The sequence below is a fragment of the Vibrio plantisponsor genome (assembly GCF_013041605.1).
GTDB classification, from domain to species: Bacteria; Pseudomonadota; Gammaproteobacteria; order Enterobacterales; family Vibrionaceae; genus Vibrio; species Vibrio plantisponsor.
This window is the reverse complement of the sequence record NZ_JABEQC010000016.1, coordinates 1-19,569: the sequence shown is the minus strand read 5'-3', so window position 1 is coordinate 19,569 and position 19,569 is coordinate 1. Positions and strand designations below refer to the sequence as shown.

Sequence of the window (19,569 nt, the reverse complement as noted above, 5' to 3'; positions counted from 1 at the left end):
TTGATAATGAAGAAGTCTATAGCTTCTTAATAAAGCGGCTTTCAACTTCTATCGTGAATTGGTTGGTATCGTCGCTGAGTATAAACTGAATTGTCGCAACAGGAGAACTTAAGCTATCCGGTTTGACACCTAAACTCATTGGTAGGTTGACTACTTCGCCCGGTTTCACCTGTACCGTTTGTTTACCATACCAAGTCACATCCGAAAGGCCAGAGACATCAAGTTTATAGTCTTGAGTTTGCTGAGTCTTGTTGATGACTTTCAGCGTGTAGGTGTTTTCTACTTCACCTGAGCTGTTGGTTCTAAATAACTGGTTACGATCGCGAATCACGCTTAGTCCAGCAGGGTCGACCGCGGCGATTTGAGCAACAAACAAACCGCACATAATCAGCAGTACCGCGCCATAGCCAATCAGTTTTGGACGCATGACTTTGGTGTGTTTACCGGATAAACGATGCTCAGTGGTGTAGCTAATCAAACCTTTCTCATAGCCCATACGTTCCATCGTAGTATCACAAGCGTCGATACAGGCACCACAGTTGATACACTCATACTGCAAGCCGTCTCGAATATCGATACCAGTAGGGCACACCTGAACACACAAATCACAGTCAATACAGTCACCCAAACCTAGTGCTTTAGGATCTGCTTTGCGGGAACGGGGACCACGCTGTTCTCCGCGAGAGGTGTTGTAGCCAACAATAAAGGTATCTTTATCAAACATGGCTGATTGGAAACGAGCGTAAGGACACATGTGAATACACATGATTGAACGCATCCAACCCGCATTGCCATAAGTACAGATGGCAAAGAACAATACCCAGAACACCGGCCAGAACGTCGCGTTCAGGGTGAAAAAGTCGATAACCAGGTCGCGAATAGGCACGAAATAGCCGACAAAAGTGAAACCCGTGACTAACGCAATCGCAAACCAAGCAACATGCTTGAGGGTTTTACGCATCGCCAGTTTAGCCGTCATTTTGCCTTCATCTTGCTTACGACGTTTGTTGGCGCTGCCCTCAAGCTTTTCTTCAAACCATATGTACATAAAGGTCCATACAGTTTGTGGACAGAGATAACCACACCATACACGCCCCAAGAATGTGGTGAGGAAGAACAGTCCAAATGCGGCAATCATAAACAGGAGTGCAAGTAAGGTTAAATCTTGCGGATAAAGTGTGGTGCCGAAAAAGTTGAACTGTTGGTTACCCATGTCCAACAGGATAGCTTGGCGATCGCCGTAAGAGATCCAAGGAACCAATCCAAAAAGTAATAATAAGAACCAGCCACCATAGCGACGCAGTTTCTGGTAAGTGCCTTTACTCTCTCGAACGTATATCCCTTTGCTCGGGTTGAATCTGTCTCCTCCCTGACCTTTGTGGGTTTTGGGATTAAAGACTTTGGGAGTCACATCTTTAATGTCTATTTTGTCCTGACTCATGGAATATTCCTTTGGGCTTTTTGGCGCCGTTTCAAAATGACGGCACTCTCTGACATTGCTTTCCCCTTCCGCACTCAGTGAGAAGGATGAGTATTGTTTTAATAAGTGGGCGATTATAACGCCATCAACATTTTTATTTCTTTAAGGCAATCAATCTTTAACAACAAAATGTGTATTTCTGCTCTGTTATCAACACAAACTGGTTGTTAAGAAGCGGTGATTACAAAAAAGAGCGACATAAAAGTCGCTCCGTTCGATGAGTTTCTTAATCTTTGATGACACCACGAGCACGAAGCAGTGCGGTTTTAAAATCATCTTCGTAGTCTTTCTTCAGCCCGGGAATGACTTCGTCTTTTGCGCTGTTACGCATTTTAAGGTGATAGATGAGAACATCGTCAGTGAGTTCTTCCAACGGACCTTTGTAACCCGCTTCGCCTGCTAATTTCACGATGAACTGGAGCAAGTTACATTCAGAATCTTTTTGCCATTCAGGCTCAAGTAACTCTAGCAACTCTTCAATACGGTGACACTTCATAGCTTTCTCCACACTCTTTTAATGGTTTAAGCTAAAGGTATCAAATGTAGGAAAAAGTAGAAAAGAAAAAAGCGCAGATTACTATTTATAAGCAAATAGCTCTGCGCTTTTCTATATTAAGCAGCCTGTTCGACTTTTGTCTCTGGCGATGCAGTCAGTGCATTGGTCTCAACAAGAGTTTTTGCAGGTGCGAGCTTTTTCGCAACCGGAGCAGCAACGAAGCCACTACGACGACGCATTGCACTACGGTTTGTGTGCGAAAACCTGACAGTTGTTGGGCGCATTCATTTACCTAACAGTCAGGCATATCCATTGCCGATGTAATGGACCTAGGCAACTATGAGCTGCTCTTCTGGCACCGAGGTGTTTGAAGGATGGCTCCTTCTGGCAATCGCCAATCCACTTAAATTGTCTAGGAATAACGATATAAATCATATCGAAGTTAGATTAGCACCAAGTTTTCAGTTGGTCGATAGTTAACCAGTGAATATGTTAAAAAAAATGAATTAGTTTGTGTGAGAACTGCAATTGAGTTTTTTTATTCATACGTTTTACTATGGAATGCGCTTTACTATGAATAGCGATAGAAGGAGGTGTGTATGTCGTTTCTCAAGAAAACCCTCGCAAGTTTTGGAATAGGTTCCGCAAAGGTGGATTCCGTTCTGCAACAAGAAGTGCTTTATCCCGGTCAATCGGTGAAATTTACTGTTCACGTTTATGGCGGCTCTAGCGCACAGGATATTGATAATATTGAATTAAAACTCTGCTGCCGCTATGTGGAAGAAGTATTCGAAGACAGTTCGAAACAGCAAGGTTCTCGCAAGCGTAAAGTGCATCGCACTTACGTGCTAGCGGATTGGTCGCTGCCGTATTCATTTACCATTCAGCCGGGTGAGACGCGTGATTTTGATGTTGAGATGGATGTGCCTTGGAACACTCCTGTAACGATTGGTGATGCCAAAGTTTGGTTGGAGACTGGTCTCGATATTGCGATGGCGTTGGATCCGACCGATAAAGATATTTTGACCGTTCGGCCAGATCCTCTGATGGATGGCATTTTTTCTGAACTGGAAGAGCAGGGGTTACGCTTACGTCAGGTTGAATGTGAAGCTGCAAAAGGCTTTGCACTGCCATTTGTGCAAGAGTTTGAGTTTGTTCCGACCACTGGGCCTTTTCATGGTCGCTGGCGTGAGTTGGAAATTGTGGCTTATCGCGACAAGGACTCTTTGCAAATGTGGTTTGAAATTGATCGCTACCAAAGAGGGGCGACAGGCATGTTAGCGAGTCTTTTGGGTTTAGGAGAGCTAAAACGTCAAATGACGATTACTAGCGGTGAATCGCCACAAGCTGCTGGGACAAGAGTGCTTGAATATCTGGATTCTCACTCATAGTGGCTTAACTAAAAATTAACATTTCTAGCTTACGGTTGTAAGCTGAATGTGTCATAATCTGCCTACTGTCCTGTTCTATGTGGGTGTGGTATGTCAGTGAGTGAATACAGTGTGAAAGAAGAAATAGCCAATGCGATTAGTCATGGTATTGGCTTGATATTGGGTATTGTTGGCTTGGTTTTATTGCTGGTAAAAGCGGTAAACCATAGTGCAGATGCCCTGACTATTGCCAGTATGAGCGTATATGGTGGCAGTATGATCGCACTGTTTCTTGCTTCGACGCTTTACCATGCCGTTCCTCATCAAAGAGCGAAACATTGGTTAAAAATCTTCGACCACTGTGCCATTTACTTATTGATCGCTGGTAGCTATACCCCTTTCCTGCTCGTTGGCTTACGCACTCCGCTTGCTTTTGGTTTGATGATAGTGATCTGGTCGATTGCTCTGTTGGGTATCGTCATGAAAATCGCTTTTGTGTATCGATTTAAGCGTTTTTCACTGTTCTCGTATCTCGCAATGGGCTGGTTATCTCTGGTGGTGATTTACCAACTTGCTTTGAATCTGGATGTGGGCGGATTAACACTACTGGCGGCGGGTGGCGTGGTTTATTCACTGGGTGTGATTTTCTACGTAGCGAAGCGCATCCCATATAACCATGCGATTTGGCACGGATTTGTTCTTGCGGGTTGCGCTTGCCACTTCTTGGCGATCTATCTGTACGTAAATCCGATTTAGCGGGTTTCTAGGTTTGAAACCGTCGCAATAAGCTGATAGTTCTCTGCTTTCGGCACTTCAATTTCTATCACTTTGCCTTCTGCGGCTGTCTTTGGTCGCAGATAGGTTTCCGCCAGACGTTTTATAGATTGCCAAACCGTTGTTTCTTGCTCTGCAAGCTTTTTCCCCTGGCTGTCCAAAAGCTCTATCTTGAGTTGAACATTGATCACCGATAGCGAACTTTGGTTGGTGATAGCGGTTGGTAAAACGACCTTGCCATTTTGATAACTTGCGGCGCCAATAACAATGTCCACACCTGAGTCAGACAGTTGCAGACTTGGTTTGCCGCTTTCAAGTACGAGTGTTGTCCCGCGTTGTGAAGAGATAATGGGTGCAGCTACAGCAAGGGCTGTTGCTTGATGAGTGTTTTCAGGCTGAACATATTGCCAAGTAAAATCATCATTGAGCTGAACTTTACGTCCATCCTCTAGTTCGATGACTTGGCTGGCCGCTGCATTAGCAGTGAAGGCAATGAAAGCGATTGCCACTGAAGTCGGGATACATTTCATGATTAGCGTCTCCAGAACGCTGGGAAGAATAACACCAGTATCGTCAAAATCTCTAAACGCCCCATCAGCATGCCAAAACTTAACACCCATTTTGCCGCATCCGGCAGTGGGGCAAAGTTACCTGTTGGACCAATAACAGTGCCCATTCCCGGCCCAACGTTTGCTACTGCGGTGATCGACCCTGAAATACTGGTCACAGGATCCAGTCCCATCGCGGATAAACAACCCGCAATTAAAATAATGGTGATGGCGAAGGTAAGACCGAAAGCAACCACTGAGCGGACAATATCTTCATTCACAGGGCGTTGGTTATAACGCTGAACGAAAACGCCATTAGGGTGAATCAGCCTCATCATCTGGTTTTTTAGTAAGGCAAAGCAGATTTGGAAACGGAAGATTTTAATACCACCCGCTGTTGAGCCTGAACAAGCCCCCACCATCATAATAAAACCGAATAGTGTGGTTGGAAGTGCTCCCCAGGCACTGAAATCATCAAGACCATAACCTGTGGTGGTTACAACCGACACAATGTTGAACATTGAAATGCGCAGGGCGTCTAAAACAGAGTAGCCATTGTGCAGGTTAAGCCACGCGGCGACGATTAAACTCGCGACAATGAACAGCAGGAAGAACCCTTGTACCTGTGCGTCCTTTAACAGCACCATAGGGCTGCGTTTTCTCAAGGTAGCCACAAACAGCAGGAATGGCAGTCCGCCAAGGAACATAAACAAAGTTGCTACCCAATGAGCGCCATTAGAGAAGTGATTCATTGAGCTGTCAGAGGTTGAGTAACCACCAGTAGACAGTGTGGTGAACGCATGGTTTATGGCATCAAATAAGCCCATTCCAGTCAGCATGTAGCCCATAATGCACAGCAGGGTCAGTACTAAGTAGACCGCAACTATGTTCTTCGCGACCGTTTTAGCTCGCGGGCTGCTTTTATCAGACCAGTCAGAAGACTCCGTCTGGAACAGCTTCATACCACCTACGTTGAGCATTGGTAGGACAGCTACGGCCATTACGATAAAGCCTACACCACCGAGCCATTGCAAAATCGAACGCCATAAAAGAATGCTTAGTGCCATATCATCAAGCCCACTCAACACCGTTGAACCTGTCGTCGTTAAGCCAGACATGGTTTCGAAGTAGGCATCGGTAAAGCTGATGTGATTGATGAAGACAAAAGGCAGTGCAGCGAACGCACTGGCAACCGTCCACACTAAACTGGTGATAAGGAACATGTCCCGCACACTGAGACGAAAATCGGATGTCCGGCCTATGGTCAAACAAATGAAAGCTACAATGTGCGTGATGATGACGGCTTGTGCGAAATCGAGGAATCCGCCTGTACCCGTTATGAATGCGACTATGGTTGGCACATACATAAACAGGGCTAGTTTTGAGAGAACTAACCCAACGACAAACAAAATGGGGCGTAAATTCAGCATAGTGATGCCGGCATCCTATAAGAAGAAAGGACTTGGCTGGAATAAAGCTTCGACGTCCGGCACGTATTTCTTGTTCACAAGGAACATTACGACGTGATCATCCTGCTCAATAACCGTACGGTCATGGGCAATCAAAACTTCTTCGCCACGCACAATCGCACCAATGGTGGTACCCGGCGGAAGCTTAATATCACCGACTGAACGGCCAACAACTTTGGAGGTCGTTTCATCACCATGAGCAATCGCTTCAATCGCTTCTGCTGCACCGCGACGTAGCGAGGATACGTTAACAATATCGGCACGACGAACGTGAGTAAGCAGCGCTGAAATGGTCGCTTGTTGCGGTGAAATCGCCACATCAATTACACCACCCTGAACCAGATCGACGTATGCGCCACGCTGGATCAGTACCATTACCTTTTTCGCACCAAGGCGTTTTGCCAGCATGGCTGACATGATGTTGGTTTCATCTTCGTTGGTTAAGGCAATGAACACATCAACTTGGTCGATGTTCTCTTCCGTTAGCAGTTCTTGATCTGCGGCGTCGCCACAGAAAACGATACTGTTTTCCAGCTCTTCTGACAGTTGTTCTGCGCGGCTGTAGTTACGTTCAATCAGCTTAACGCTGTAAGTGTGTTCAAGACGTTTTGCTAGGCTTGAACCTATGTTACCGCCACCAACAATCATAATTCGGCGATAAGGTTTTTCTAAGCGTTGCAACTCACTCATTACTGAACGGATATGGTTACTTGCTGCAACGAAGAATACTTCGTCATCCGCTTCAATGATGGTTGTACCTTGCGGTCGTATTGGGCGGCCTTGACGGAAAATAGCGGCAACACGCGTGTCGATATGAGGCATGTGTTCACGCAGTGCTGACAGTGCGTTACCCACTAGCGGACCACCGTAATAGGCTTTTACCGCCACTAGGCTAACTTTTTCATCCGCAAAGCTAACCACTTGTAGAGCGCCCGGGTATTGAACCAAGCGTTCGATATAGCTTGTCACCAGTTCTTCAGGTGCGATTAGGTGATCAACGGGTACTGCGCCTGACTGGAATAACGCTTCTTTTTCAGCAAGATATTGAGGTGAACGAATACGGGCAATTCGGTTCGGGGTGTTAAATAGAGTAAAGGCGACTTGGCAGGCTGCCATATTGGTTTCATCGGTATTGGTTACCGCAACCAGCATGTCTGCATCTTGTGCGCCCGCTTCTCTCAGTACGTCAGGGTGACTGGCATGGCCATTCACAACGCGTAAATCATATTTATCTTGCAGTTCTCTGAGGCGGTCACCGTTTTTATCAACAACAGTAATATCGTTGTTTTCGCCCACTAAGTTTTCGGCGAGTGTGCCGCCAACTTGCCCTGCACCAAGAATGATGATTTTCATACCTGTTCTCTTATTCTCTACTAATATCAAAGGCAGCCTCAGGCTGCCTTTGATTCAATAACTTACGCGTTTTTAACCATAACAGCGTAGTAGAAGCCATCCATATCTTGCTCACCAGGAAGAATTTGACGACCTGGTTGCTCTGGATCTGAACCAATTAGTTGCGCGTCAGCTGTACGCGCTAAAAAGTCTTTAACCTGCAGGACGTTTTCCTGAGGGGTAATCGAGCATGTTGCGTAAACTAACGTACCACCAGGCTTCAATTGTTGCCACATTACCTGCAATATTTCACGTTGTAGCTCAGCTAATGCATCAATATCGTTCGCGCGACGTAGCCATTTGATGTCCGGATGACGACGAATAACACCTGTCGCAGAACATGGCGCATCGAGCAAAATACGATCAAATTGTCCGCCTTGCCACCACTGTTGTGGATAACGTGCATCACCACAAATAACATCGGCCTTCAGATTTAAACGTTCTAGGTTGTCGTGCACTCGATTCAGTCGTGTCGCATCGCTATCAAGCGCAACCACTTCTGTATCTTCGGTATGTTCCAGAATATGCGCAGTTTTACCACCCGGCGCCGCACAACAGTCTAGAATCAGCTCACCTTCTTTTGGTTGAAGGTAATCAATCGCTAACTGAGCTGCTGCATCTTGCACCGATACCCAACCTTTTTCAAAGCCCGGAAGCAAGGTGACATCACACGGTGTGGTCAGTTTGATCGCATCTGCCGCTTCTGGGTGAAGAGTGTATTCAATTTCCGCCTCGTCCAGAAGGATTTGGTACTCGTCACGAGTATGATGCTGGCGGTTCACACGCAACCACATTGGAGCTTTGCTGTTGTTCGCTTCTACGATTGCTTCCCACTGTTGTGGGTAGCTTTCTTGCAGCATTTTAAGAATCCAGTTTGGGTGACCATATTTACCCGCGTTGTGACTAACGGCGAATTGGTCCAGCTCTTCTTGATTGCGCAGATAATTACGCAATACAGCGTTAATGAGTCCACTCAGGTTTTCACCACGCAGAGTTTTTGTGCCTTCCACTGTATCAGCAACCGCTGCGTGAGAAGGAATGCGCATGAAACCTAATTGATAAAGCCCGACCAGAATCAGGTGATGAAAAACGCGCTTTTTACCCTTGAGAGGGTTCTCCATCAGCTCATTGGCAATAGACTCTAAACGAGGAAGATAACGTAGAGCGCCGTAGCAAATCTCTTGCAATAGTGCATGATCTCTCGGGCGAATGGTTTTTTGAGCTGCTGGAAGAGCGTGAGAAAGTGAATGACCTTTGTCGACCACTTGGAAAAGGACGTTAGCAGCTGCTGCGCGAACATTCATGGTGAAACCCTTAAAATTCAATAGGGACATCTCTGCCCCTGTGATTAATGTACTTTCCCTTTCTGACATCATTCAGTTCAGGGAGATTTAGCCACAACTCAGTGAAGTGGCTAGGAATCGTTAGCTCAGTTGTGTGCCAACTTCAAACCAGCTTGCACGTGCATTGAGGATGTCTTGAACAGGCATTGCTTTTTTGCCCGGAACTTGAAGCTGTTCTAGTACCAATACACCCTTGCCTGTTGCCACATAAATACCAGTTTTATCGGCTTGTATTATGGTACCAGCAGGTTGGTCTGAGCTTTGATCCACAACACGGCTTTGCCAAACTTTGATGCTATTTTCTGCAACTTCAAAGTGACTCATTGGCCATGGGTTAAATGCACGAACGCATCGTTCGATGTGTGCTGCATCATCACTCCAGTTGATACGAGCTTCTTCTTTGCTCAGTTTCTTGGCGTAATTGGCAAGCTCATCGTCTTGTTTTTCAGCTTTCGCATTGCCGTTCGCAATATCGACTAAACATTCAACCAAAGCTTGTGGGCCTAGATCTGCAAGTTTCTCGTACATGGATGCGCTGGTATCTGTTGCTTCGATTGGCAGCGTAGCAATTTTCAGCATATCGCCCGTATCTAAACCGATGTCCATTTGCATGATGGTTACACCTGTTTCGGCATCACCCGCCCAGATAGAGCGCTGAATCGGAGCTGCACCACGCCAGCGTGGCAGGATTGAACCATGCACATTAATACAACCCAGTTTGTGTGTATCTAAAACCGCTTGCGGTAGTAGTAGGCCGTAAGCCACCACGACCATTAAATCAGCATTTAGATCGGCCAACTCTTGTTTGGCTTCATCTGATTTAAAGTTCTCAGGTTGATAAACAGGAATATCATGCTCAAGCGCTAGAGTTTTTACTGGGCTGGCAGTCAGTTTTTTACCGCGGCCTGCAGGACGGTCCGGCTGAGTATAAACTGCAATAACTTCGTGCTCCGAAGACAACAACGCCGCCAAGTGACGGGCGGCGAAATCCGGAGTACCTGCAAAGACAATACGTAATGATTGGCTCAAGGTAACCTCTCTATTTTTATTGATTCTTATCGTTGAAGCGTTTGATTTTCTCTAGCTTCTCTTTGATGCGCTTACGTTTTAGCGGTGAAAGATAATCAACAAATAGTTTGCCTTCTAAGTGGTCTAATTCGTGTTGTACACAAATCGCCAGAAGGTCATCTGCTTCAAAAGTATATTCTTCACCATCACGGTTAAGAGCTTTAACGGTGACTTCAGCAGCACGTGGCACAAGAGCACGAGCACCAGGGACAGATAGACAGCCCTCTTCAATACCATCTTCGCCGCGCTTCTCAATAATTTCTGGGTTAATCAATACCATTGGCTGATCACGGCTGTCAGAAATATCAATCACCACGATGCGTTGGTGAATGTCGACTTGCGTCGCAGCTAAACCAATACCTTCTTCGTCGTACATGGTTTCAATCATGTTATCTACGATGGTTTGGATCTCTGGTGTGACTTTTTCAACCGGCTTGGCAACGGTGCGAAGACGGTCATCTGGGAATGTTAATACTTGTAATACAGACATATACACTCGAAATATTGAACTAGGCCGAAACAGGATAAAGCTTGTTGGCTCAATTCTAGACATTTTATGAGTCAAATGACAGCATCCTGCGTGATTTATCAAAATCATTCTCATTCATTTAACGCAGGGTTTAAGGTCATGACTCGATTGAAAGGTTATTTTCTCCTAGTGTTCATTGCGCTAAATGGCTTTTCTTTAAAGGCTTTTGCCCAACAACCTACCCAATTGACGCTTAAGCAAGGTGCGCCGACGACTTACACGGTCGTGAAAGGAGATACCTTGTGGGATATATCGGCCATGTACTTAAACAACCCTTGGTTGTGGCCGCAGCTGTGGGACATCAACTCTGATATTGAAAACCCACATTTAATTTATCCCGGTGATCAGCTCTATTTAGTCTGGAACAACGGTAAGCCTCAGCTGAAGTTCAAACCTAAAGTCACCCTAAGCCCTAAAGTTCGTAAAGTGAAAAAGCAACCGGTGCCGATTGTGGAACAAGGTTTAGTGATGCCTTATTTGCAGTCTGACCGATTGATAAGCAAAGACGTTTTGGCAACTAGCAGTAAAGTAATAGGGGATAGTGAAGGACATCAGTACATCACCCAACAAGATGTACTCTATTTTACAGGGCATCATACTCAGGCCCAGTGGGGTGTTTATCGTCCCGCCAGTGAGTTTGAGCGAGACAAAGAAGTATTGGTGGCGTTACGCCTAATCGCGACGGGCGAACTTGTCCGATCCGACGAAACGATTTCAACATTGCGCATTAAAGAGCAATCTCAAGAAGTCGTGCAAAACGATATCGTTTTACCCCTAGTCGATATGGAAAGTTTGAAACTGACCACCACATTTTTCCCCCATCCAGCTCCGGAAAGTGCCAATGCTCGTATATTGGGAGCGTTGGAAGGCAGTCAGTATTATGCTCAAGGGCAGGTTGTTGTTTTGAACCAAGGTGGTGAAGATGGCTTAAAACAGGGCTGTATGTTTGAAGTTTATAACACCGGTAGCCATGTTTTTGCTTCGCAAGGTCAGTTTAGCTATGAAAAGAAATGGTTTGATAAAGGGATGCTACTGCCAAGTAAGAAAGTCGGCGAGTTAATGGTCATTCGTCCGTATGACAAATTCAGCTTAGCGTTAATCACCCGCAGTCAAACGGCATTCAATCAAGATGTTATGGCCTTGTCTCCGCTCGCGGCTAATGCCGCTCTGTCTCTATCTTCTGATACTGACGATTAAATAGAGTCAGTCATGAATGAAAGGGATTTATCAGCATGGTTAGCGCTAAGCTTTACGCCAAAACTGAGCAAAAAGTCTGTTAAACAGTTATTGAGCCGAGATTCCCTCTTCAACCTTTTTAGCTATTCAGCCAGCCAATGGCAGGCGGTAGGATTGGCTTCTGATCAGATTCACTATTTGATGCATGATGCTGAGCGAGAGGTGGAAGAATCTCTCGAGTGGTTAAAGGCACAAACCGGAAGGCATATCATCACGCCATTTTGTGATTCGTATCCTGCTCTACTGCAACAAATCTCCTCAAAACCAGATGTTCTGTTTGTTGAAGGACAACTGGAAACATTGAATCAACCACAAATCGCTATTGTTGGTAGTCGTAACGCCAGTATTGATAGTCAGAAGATTGCTCATCAGTTTGCAGGGCAGTTAGTGGAACAAGAGTTGGTGGTCACCAGTGGTTTAGCTTTGGGAGTTGATGGCTATGCTCATGATGGTGCGTTGAAAGCCGCTGGTAAAACGATCGCTGTTTTAGGCTCTGGGCTAGCGTCTATCTATCCTTCGAGACATAAAAATCTCGCCGCTCGTATTATAGAAAACGGTGCTTTAGTTTCAGAGTTTCGTCCTAATGCGAAACCTCGCCCAACCCATTTTCCTCGGCGCAACCGGATCATCAGTGGTTTATCTATGGGCGTTCTGGTCGTTGAGGCGGCGGAAAAAAGCGGATCTTTGATTACCGCTCGCTATGCAACTGAACAAAACCGAGAGGTTTTTGTGGTACCGGGATCTATTCTTAACCCCAATTGTGTGGGCAGTAATCGCCTAATTCAGCAGGGCGCATGCTTAGTTCAGAATGTACAACAGATTGTTGATGAACTTGAATCTATGCTGGATTTCAATCGCTTACAGCCTCAGCAATGTCAGCATACACTTTTTTTATCCTTAAATAGCGAAGATGAATTGCCATTTCCCGAGCTGTTAGCTAACGTAGGAGAAGAAGCTACACCAGTTGATATTCTTGCAAGCAGGACCCATATACCTGTCCAAGAAGTCATGATGCAGCTCTTGGAGCTTGAGCTTTCAGGGCATGTTGTTGCAGTTTCCGGTGGCTATATTCGTAAGGGGAGGGGCTAGCTATGATGATGGATATTCTGATGTATCTGTTTGAAACTTATATCCATAGCGATGCAGAGTTGCAAGTGGATCAAGACGAGCTTGAAGATGAATTACTTCGAGCAGGGTTTCACCAAAAAGATATCTACAAAGCCCTAAACTGGTTAGAAGAGCTAGCGGCATTGCAACAAACGGATGCACAGTCAGCGATTTCAACCAGTGCGGCAACATCTATGCGTATTTTTACAGCGCAAGAGATGGAGCGTCTAGACCTAGAATCTCGTGGTTTCATCCTATTTTTAGAGCAAATTAAGGTATTAACACCTGAAACTCGCGAAATGGTGATCGATCGAGTGATGGGGCTAGAGACCAATGAATTAGAGTTGGATGACCTGAAGTGGATCATCCTAATGGTGCTGTTCAATGTTCCCGGGAATGAGAACGCTTATACGCTTATGGAAGAGCTCTTGTACAGCAAAGAGCAAGGTATTCTTCATTAAGCTAATAAACGTATTATGAGCGGTAAAATTGATAGCGAGCTATTTTCAGCTCATGAACATGCGCTGAACGAACCTTGTCCGAAATGTGGCGGAGCGTTACAGCTTCGCCATGGCAAACACGGCCCGTTTCTCGGCTGTACTCAGTATCCTAATTGCGACTACATAAAACCACTGCACCAGAATGACGGACACATAGTGAAAGAACTTGGTGTGCCTTGTCCTGAATGTGGGAGTGAGTTGGTATTGCGCCAAGGGCGTTATGGCATGTTTATCGGCTGTAGTGCTTACCCCAAATGTCACCATATCGAATCTCAAGATAACTCTGCAGATGAAACCAAGCCAAGCAAGTTACATGCTTGTCCTGAGTGCGGTAAAGGGCATCTTGCCGAGCGTAAAACGCGTTTCGGTAAAACGTTTTATGCTTGTGATACTTACCCTAAGTGCAAATTTGCCGTTAACTTACCTCCAGTAGCGGGTAAGTGCGAGAAATGCGGTTTCTCATTACTGGTTGAGAAGAAGCTCGCTAGCGGCACTAAGTATCAATGTGCGGATCGCAAGTGTGGGCATATTCAGGAATAGAACATAAAAAACGGCGCTTTAAGCGCCGTTTTTGTATCTGGAATTAAATCTTAAGATTTAAATTGTTTCGCTACTTCCTGAACTGCTGGAAATGCTTTCGCATCTAAAACATCCGCCAATTCACACAGTTTACGGACCAGTTCACCGTGGTAATCAGCCGTCACGTTGATGTGACCCATTTTTCTGCCCGGACGTTTTTCTTTTCCGTACCAGTGAATATGACAACCTTCCATTGCTAGCAGGCTTTCTGGTAACGAGTCTTCGCCAAGAATATTGATCATCGATGTCTCGCGAACCAGTTTGGTGCTGCCTAATGGCATGCCACAAACCGCGCGCAGATGATTTTCAAACTGACAGGTTTCCGCACCTTGTTGTGTCCAGTGACCAGAGTTGTGTACGCGAGGTGCAATTTCGTTAACCAGTAGTTTTCCTTGAACATCAAAGAACTCTAGAGCTAAAACGCCAACGTAATCTAAGCTGTTTGCCACAGCGGCAAACATTTCTTTTGCTTGTTCTTGTAGCTCTGGAGCATCAATAGCAGTTGAAAGGCTAAGGACACCATTCACGTGCACGTTTTCAGCTAATGGGTAAACGGCAACTTCGCCATTTTTGCCACGAGCACCAACCAGAGAAACTTCACGGTCAAAAGGAACAAATTCTTCTGCAACAATCGCTTGGTTGTTAGAAGATGCAATACACTCTGCCATTTCTGGCCAAATTTTATCTGCATCTTCCTTGTTCTTCAGACGCCATTGACCTTTGCCGTCATAACCACCTAAAGCACTTTTTAGTACCATAGGAACGCCTACATGAGCGATCGCAGTATCGAAATCTTCACGGTTATTAATAACGGTGTACTTTGCATTACTCACGCCAGCGTTATCTAACAGTGCTTTTTCAAGTCGGCGGTCACCGCCAGCTTTAATGGAGTCAGTGCTTGGCAGGAATTTTCCGCTACGTTCACACACTTCAAGCACATCATGAGGAATATGCTCAAACTCAGCGGTAATGACATCTGCTTTTTCAATCGCTTGCTCTAAACCATGACCAATCACAGCTTGAGTTAAAGGATGAACGACATTCTTGCTGTTAACGTCAAACGCAGAAATTTCAATATTAAGTGGTGCGCCAGCCAATGACATCATACGTGCAAGCTGACCTGAACCTAATACCAATACGTGCATCAATTATTCCTCGGCTGGATTTGGATTTGCCAGTACAGATTCTGTTTGAGCCGTGCGGAAAGCTTCCACTTTTGCCATCACTTCTTCATCAAAAGTACCGATGATTTGAGCCGCTAGAAGCCCAGCATTAGCCGCGCCAGCCTCACCAATCGCAAGCGTACCTACCGCAATGCCTTTTGGCATTTGAACAATAGAGTATAGAGAATCTAAGCCAGAAAGAGCGCGAGACTGAACCGGTACACCAAGAACTGGCAAGCTAGTGAATGCTGCTGCCATTCCCGGGAGGTGGGCAGCTCCGCCAGCACCAGCGATAATCACTTTTAGGCCGCGTTCTTTCGCGCTGCTTGCGTAGTCTGCTAGGAGTTGTGGAGTGCGATGAGCTGAAACTACTTTCGTTTCATAAGGAACACCGAATTGCTCTAGCATCTCTGCTGCAAGTTTCATGGTTGGCCAATCCGATTTGGAACCCATGATAATACCGACTTTCATCTCAAACTCCTTCAAGCATATTTATTTTGGTGAGCGAACGCCGCGCATTATACGAGGATTTTTACATCAAGCAAACGATTGCGTTGTTGTAATCAACAAATGTTGGCGGACAAATTACCCTTCGATGTTCATGGAAGCGTGGTTTGAACTTCCGCTCGTTAAGGTATAGGCGAAATCACCGATAATTTGTACACTGGGCGCAAATAGAAATAAGTCAGCTCAATTAGGTAGTTTTTGTGAATAATTTTGAACAAGCTTTACATGCATTGAAGTCTGGTGAAGTGATTGCCTACCCGACAGAAGGTGTTTTTGGTGTGGGTTGCGATCCGGACAGTCCAGAAGCCATCGAGAAGTTACTGCAACTAAAGCAAAGACCTGTAGAGAAAGGTTTGATTTTAATTGCAGCCTCATACGAACAACTGCTTCCTTATATAGATGAAAGCCAGTTAACCGCAGAACAATTACTACAAATCAAATCAACTTGGCCCGGTCCTGTTACTTGGGTTGTACCTGCGAGCAGTAAAGTATCCAAATGGGTGAGTGGTCAGTTTGATACCATCGCAGTGCGTGTGACCGATCATCCTCTGGTTCAACAACTGTGCAACGCTTACGGTAAACCGCTAACCTCAACCAGTGCAAACTTAACTGGTCAACCTTCGTGTATGACAACGGAAGAAGTTGAAGAGCAGCTTGGCGACAAACTGGTTACGATTCTGCGTGGCGCAACTGGCGGGCGTAACAAACCAAGTGAAATTCGCGATGCGAAAACCCTACAAGTATTAAGACAGGGCTAACTCACTCTGCGATGGGAATGCGTAAGGAACAAAAGATGTCGACAATTAATAAAGAAGCCGTAAAGCAGTTTTTGCTGTCAATACAAGATCAAATCTGCCAGCAATTAGAGCATGTTGATGGTGGTGCCAAGTTTATTGAAGATGCGTGGCATCGTGAGCCGGGCGAAAAGTTGGGCGGCGGTGGCCGCTCTCGTGTGATGCGTGATGGTTTGGTGTTTGAACAAGGTGGCGTGAACTTCTCACATGTTACTGGAAAGCAAATGCCAGCATCCGCAACGGCGCATCGCCCTGAATTGGCGGGACGTAAGTTTGAAGCCATGGGTGTCTCTTTAGTTATGCACCCGAAAAACCCTTATGTTCCAACATCTCACGCCAACGTGCGCTTCTTTATTGCAGAGAAAGAAGGTGAAGAGCCAATTTGGTGGTTTGGTGGTGGTTTCGACTTAACACCTTTCTATCCTTTTATTGAAGATTGCCAGCAGTGGCATTCAACCGCAAAAGCTTTATGTGAACCGTTTGGTGATGATGTTTATCAGCAGCATAAAGAATGGTGTGACCGCTATTTTTATCTTCCTCACCGAGAAGAAACTCGCGGTGTTGGCGGCCTATTCTTCGATGATCTGAATCATTGGGAATTTGATAAGTGCTTTGACTATATCAAAGCGGTCGGTGAAGGTTACTGCCAAGCTTATGTGCCGATTGTCGAACGTCGTAAAGCGACCGAGTATGGCGAGAGAGAACGTCAGTTCCAGTTGTATCGTCGTGGTCGCTACGTTGAATTTAACTTAGTGTTTGACCGTGGAACGCTTTTTGGTCTGCAAACTGGCGGTCGCACAGAATCAATACTGATGTCTATGCCTCCACTCGCTCGCTGGGAATATAACTACCAGCCGCAAGCTGGCAGCACCGAAGCTAAACTGAATGAGTTTTTAGTGCCGCGCGAGTGGTGACAGAAATTGCACTGAGTGATAGGGTCGTTAAGTATTGTTAAATAACAGACTTAGCGACCTTTTTATTGGTAGAGGCAGGGATATGGCTTTTGTAAAAGATCACTATGCGGTGTTTGGTAATCCTATCGGACACAGCAAATCACCGTTCATTCACACATTGTTTGCGCGTCAAACCAATCAAAGCATGGAATACACCGCTGAGTTAGCGCCAGTTGATGGGTTTGTTGCTGCAGCAAAAGCTTTTTTTGCCAACGGTGGCCGTGGTTGTAATGTTACGGTTCCTTTTAAAGAAGACGCCTACAAGTTTGCAGACCGTTTAACTGAGCGAGCACAACTGGCTGGTGCGGTGAATACATTAAAGAAACTGGATGACGGTGAGATCTTAGGGGATAACACTGACGGTGAAGGTCTGGTACAAGATTTGATGCAATATCAGGTGCCGCTGAAAGGCGCTAAAATTCTATTGATCGGTGCTGGTGGTGCAGCTAAAGGTGCACTGAAACCACTGATTGATAAAGAGCCTGTAAGTATCACCATTACCAATCGAACGTTTGCTAAAGCTGAGTCATTAGCGAACGCTTTCAGCGGTTTCGGAAAAGTGAATGCTGCAGAGATGAGTCAAATTGAGGGCAGCTTTGATCTTATTATAAATTCAACCTCTGCAAGCTTAGATGGAAAGTTACCGGAAATCTCTCCTTCTATATTCAGTGCCCAAAGTGTGGCCTACGATATGATGTATGGCAAAGGCCTGACTATCTTTAACCAGTGGGCGCTGGATAATGGCTGTGGTCATGTCTATGACGGCTTGGGAATGTTAGTTGGGCAAGCTGCCGAGAGCTTTATGTTATGGCGCGGTTTGCGTCCCGGCACAAAACAAATTCATCGTGAATTAAGAAAAAACTTGGAAGGCTAATGAACCAATCGATTCTTTTCCCTGACATGCAAGAGTGGAACAGTGAGCTACAAGCCGTAACGTTTCCTGCTCAGCAATCAGGTGCTTTAATTGAATGCATTGTTACTCTCGATGAGCTTGCGAAGATTTCGGGTGTCACTATTAGTAGTGAGCAAGAAGCGTTAGCCGCATTTGAGATGGTTCGTTTTGACCTAGAAGAACTGGCTGAGGAACTGATTGAAGACGAAGCCTTCAATCAGCTTGGACAAATAGAAGTTGTTAGCTAATCAACGCACAACATCTTTAACATTGTTTAAATAGTCATTTTTCGTCTGCACGTAGTTATCGGCAGATTTTAGCAGGAAAGCTCGTTCTTTATCCGAAAGGGGACGAGCTTGCTTAACAGGGCTTCCGACATATAAGTAGCCACTCTCAAGGACTTTTCCCGGAGGAACCAAGCTGCCTGCCCCAATCATTACATCACTCTCTATTACAACGCCATCCAGAACAATCGCTCCCATACCTACGAGTACGCGATCGCCAATTGTGCATCCGTGTAGCATAACTTTATGACCGACAGTCACATCATTACCTATAATGAGTGGGTAGCCGTTCGGGTTATCGGCATTTTTGTGTGTGACGTGCAATACGCTACCATCTTGGATGTTAGAACGTTCACCAATATGTATGTGGTTAACATCGCCGCGAGCAGATACTAATGGCCAGATGCTGGCGTCGTCTGCTAATTGAATATCGCCCACTATTATAGACGTTGAATCGATATAAACGCGGGCACCGATGTTAGGTACGATACCTTTGTAACTGCGAATAGGGCTCATATGGCCTCCTTTTTCTTGCTGACAAGGGCATATTAAAAGCCAATTAGTTGCATTTATAGCCCGTTGCGCGCAAAAAACAGTCAAACAAACAAAAAATAGAAAAAAGCTAAAAAAAGCACTTGCCAATGTGAAGCTGATCTCTATAATGCCCCCTCGCTGACACGGACAAGCTTCGAAAGAAACAGAAAAGTGTTCAGCAAGGTTGTTTTGTAAGGCTGAAAGCCTACGAAAATAAACTTAAAAAAGTGTTTGACACGAAAGTTTATATCGCTAAAATGACCGCCTCTTCCGAAGTGACCTAAGTCACTAACGTGTAGGAAGAAAGCTCTTTAACAATTTAAACCTATCAATCTGTGTGGGCACTCGTTGATGAAAATCAAAGTTAAGTCTTTGTTCTCGTAACAAAGCAACTTAGGTTTCAATGAACTGAGTGACCAATTGAATCGTAAGATTCAGCACAGTCAATTCAACATTACTATGTAATGTATTCAGTATTCATTGAGCCGACAAAATCTTAAATTGAAGAGTTTGATCATGGCTCAGATTGAACGCTGGCGGCAGGCCTAACA

Annotated in this window: 22 protein-coding genes; 10 read left to right on the top strand and 12 right to left on the bottom strand. The window is 45.4% G+C overall.

What is annotated here, in order from left to right:
- Nucleotides 1-16: 16 nt before the first annotated feature.
- From ccoG to HKI82_RS18115, 3 genes are all read right to left on the bottom strand, one after another.
- On the bottom strand, nt 17-1,441 hold the full coding sequence (gene ccoG / locus HKI82_RS18125; RefSeq protein WP_171138792.1) for a cytochrome c oxidase accessory protein CcoG: 1,425 nt from the start codon (nt 1,439-1,441) through the stop codon (nt 17-19).
- A gap of 265 nt (nt 1,442-1,706) precedes the next feature.
- Nucleotides 1,707-1,976 carry a YihD family protein gene (locus tag HKI82_RS18120; protein ID WP_102942817.1) on the bottom strand — a complete coding sequence of 90 codons (270 nt, stop codon included), beginning with the start codon at nt 1,974-1,976 and terminating at the stop codon, nt 1,707-1,709.
- A 116-nt stretch (nt 1,977-2,092) separates the two neighbouring features.
- Nucleotides 2,093-2,260 carry a hypothetical protein gene (locus tag HKI82_RS18115; protein ID WP_102955528.1) on the bottom strand — a complete coding sequence of 56 codons (168 nt, stop codon included), beginning with the start codon at nt 2,258-2,260 and terminating at the stop codon, nt 2,093-2,095.
- Nucleotides 2,261-2,575: 315 nt separating this feature from the next.
- Between HKI82_RS18115 and HKI82_RS18110 the strand changes: the two genes are divergently transcribed.
- On the top strand, nt 2,576-3,367 hold the full coding sequence (locus HKI82_RS18110) for a sporulation protein (protein ID WP_171138791.1): 792 nt from the start codon (nt 2,576-2,578) through the stop codon (nt 3,365-3,367).
- A 90-nt stretch (nt 3,368-3,457) separates the two neighbouring features.
- Nucleotides 3,458-4,102 carry a PAQR family membrane homeostasis protein TrhA gene (trhA, locus tag HKI82_RS18105; protein WP_042489437.1) on the top strand — a complete coding sequence of 215 codons (645 nt, stop codon included), beginning with the start codon at nt 3,458-3,460 and terminating at the stop codon, nt 4,100-4,102.
- Here trhA and HKI82_RS18100 read toward each other — a convergent pair.
- The 6 genes from HKI82_RS18100 to def all read right to left on the bottom strand — a co-directional run bounded on the left by HKI82_RS18100 (nt 4,099) and on the right by def (nt 10,430).
- Nucleotides 4,099-4,650, bottom strand: a complete 552-nt coding sequence (locus HKI82_RS18100; protein ID WP_171138790.1) for a DUF3157 family protein — start codon at nt 4,648-4,650, stop codon at nt 4,099-4,101. The two genes, trhA and HKI82_RS18100, sit on opposite strands and share 4 nt — an antisense overlap.
- A gap of 2 nt (nt 4,651-4,652) precedes the next feature.
- Nucleotides 4,653-6,098, bottom strand: a complete 1,446-nt coding sequence (locus tag HKI82_RS18095) for a TrkH family potassium uptake protein (RefSeq protein ID WP_102942822.1) — start codon at nt 6,096-6,098, stop codon at nt 4,653-4,655.
- Nucleotides 6,099-6,113: 15 nt separating this feature from the next.
- Nucleotides 6,114-7,490 carry a Trk system potassium transporter TrkA gene (trkA, locus tag HKI82_RS18090; RefSeq protein WP_102942823.1) on the bottom strand — a complete coding sequence of 459 codons (1,377 nt, stop codon included), beginning with the start codon at nt 7,488-7,490 and terminating at the stop codon, nt 6,114-6,116.
- 62 nt (nt 7,491-7,552) lie between these two features.
- Complete coding sequence (rsmB, locus tag HKI82_RS18085; RefSeq protein WP_102964105.1) at nt 7,553-8,833, bottom strand: 16S rRNA (cytosine(967)-C(5))-methyltransferase RsmB; 1,281 nt, start codon at nt 8,831-8,833, stop codon at nt 7,553-7,555.
- Between the two features lie 120 nt (nt 8,834-8,953).
- Nucleotides 8,954-9,901 (bottom strand): methionyl-tRNA formyltransferase, encoded by a 948-nt coding sequence (fmt, locus tag HKI82_RS18080; RefSeq protein WP_171138789.1) that lies wholly within the window; start codon nt 9,899-9,901, stop codon nt 8,954-8,956.
- Between the two features lie 16 nt (nt 9,902-9,917).
- Entirely contained in the window at nt 9,918-10,430 is a 513-nt protein-coding gene (def, locus tag HKI82_RS18075; protein WP_042489422.1) for a peptide deformylase, read from the bottom strand.
- 138 nt (nt 10,431-10,568) lie between these two features.
- On the opposite strand from def, the gene HKI82_RS18070 reads away from it, so the two are divergent.
- From HKI82_RS18070 to HKI82_RS18055, 4 genes are read left to right on the top strand one after another with little or no spacing between them, the layout of a single operon-like run.
- Nucleotides 10,569-11,666 (top strand): LysM peptidoglycan-binding domain-containing protein, encoded by a 1,098-nt coding sequence (locus HKI82_RS18070; RefSeq protein WP_171138787.1) that lies wholly within the window; start codon nt 10,569-10,571, stop codon nt 11,664-11,666.
- Nucleotides 11,667-11,678: 12 nt separating this feature from the next.
- Nucleotides 11,679-12,794 (top strand): DNA-processing protein DprA, encoded by a 1,116-nt coding sequence (gene dprA / locus HKI82_RS18065; protein WP_171138786.1) that lies wholly within the window; start codon nt 11,679-11,681, stop codon nt 12,792-12,794.
- A 2-nt stretch (nt 12,795-12,796) separates the two neighbouring features.
- Nucleotides 12,797-13,273 (top strand): DUF494 family protein, encoded by a 477-nt coding sequence (locus HKI82_RS18060; protein WP_042489417.1) that lies wholly within the window; start codon nt 12,797-12,799, stop codon nt 13,271-13,273.
- Nucleotides 13,274-13,288: 15 nt separating this feature from the next.
- Complete coding sequence (locus HKI82_RS18055) at nt 13,289-13,852, top strand: DNA topoisomerase family protein (protein WP_171138785.1); 564 nt, start codon at nt 13,289-13,291, stop codon at nt 13,850-13,852.
- Between the two features lie 50 nt (nt 13,853-13,902).
- Here HKI82_RS18055 and HKI82_RS18050 read toward each other — a convergent pair whose 3' ends face one another.
- The gene (locus tag HKI82_RS18050) at nt 13,903-15,036 is read right to left on the bottom strand and encodes a 5-(carboxyamino)imidazole ribonucleotide synthase (protein WP_171138784.1); all 1,134 of its coding nucleotides are present in this window, start codon (nt 15,034-15,036) and stop codon (nt 13,903-13,905) included.
- A 3-nt stretch (nt 15,037-15,039) separates the two neighbouring features.
- Complete coding sequence (gene purE, locus HKI82_RS18045; RefSeq protein ID WP_102942830.1) at nt 15,040-15,525, bottom strand: 5-(carboxyamino)imidazole ribonucleotide mutase; 486 nt, start codon at nt 15,523-15,525, stop codon at nt 15,040-15,042.
- A 236-nt stretch (nt 15,526-15,761) separates the two neighbouring features.
- On the opposite strand from purE, the gene tsaC reads away from it, so the two are divergent.
- The 4 genes from tsaC (at nt 15,762) to HKI82_RS18025 (ending at nt 18,448) form a co-directional block, all read left to right on the top strand.
- Entirely contained in the window at nt 15,762-16,319 is a 558-nt protein-coding gene (gene tsaC / locus HKI82_RS18040) for an L-threonylcarbamoyladenylate synthase type 1 TsaC (RefSeq protein WP_171138783.1), read from the top strand.
- A 35-nt stretch (nt 16,320-16,354) separates the two neighbouring features.
- On the top strand, nt 16,355-17,269 hold the full coding sequence (hemF, locus tag HKI82_RS18035; RefSeq protein WP_171138782.1) for an oxygen-dependent coproporphyrinogen oxidase: 915 nt from the start codon (nt 16,355-16,357) through the stop codon (nt 17,267-17,269).
- A gap of 82 nt (nt 17,270-17,351) precedes the next feature.
- Complete coding sequence (aroE, locus tag HKI82_RS18030) at nt 17,352-18,182, top strand: shikimate dehydrogenase (RefSeq protein WP_102942833.1); 831 nt, start codon at nt 17,352-17,354, stop codon at nt 18,180-18,182.
- On the top strand, nt 18,182-18,448 hold the full coding sequence (locus HKI82_RS18025; protein ID WP_102942834.1) for a DUF1488 family protein: 267 nt from the start codon (nt 18,182-18,184) through the stop codon (nt 18,446-18,448). Before aroE ends, HKI82_RS18025 begins: the two co-directional genes overlap by 1 nt.
- On the opposite strand, the gene HKI82_RS18020 is transcribed toward HKI82_RS18025, so the two are convergent.
- Nucleotides 18,449-19,000 carry a gamma carbonic anhydrase family protein gene (locus tag HKI82_RS18020; RefSeq protein ID WP_102942835.1) on the bottom strand — a complete coding sequence of 184 codons (552 nt, stop codon included), beginning with the start codon at nt 18,998-19,000 and terminating at the stop codon, nt 18,449-18,451.
- Nucleotides 19,001-19,569 lie beyond the last annotated feature (569 nt).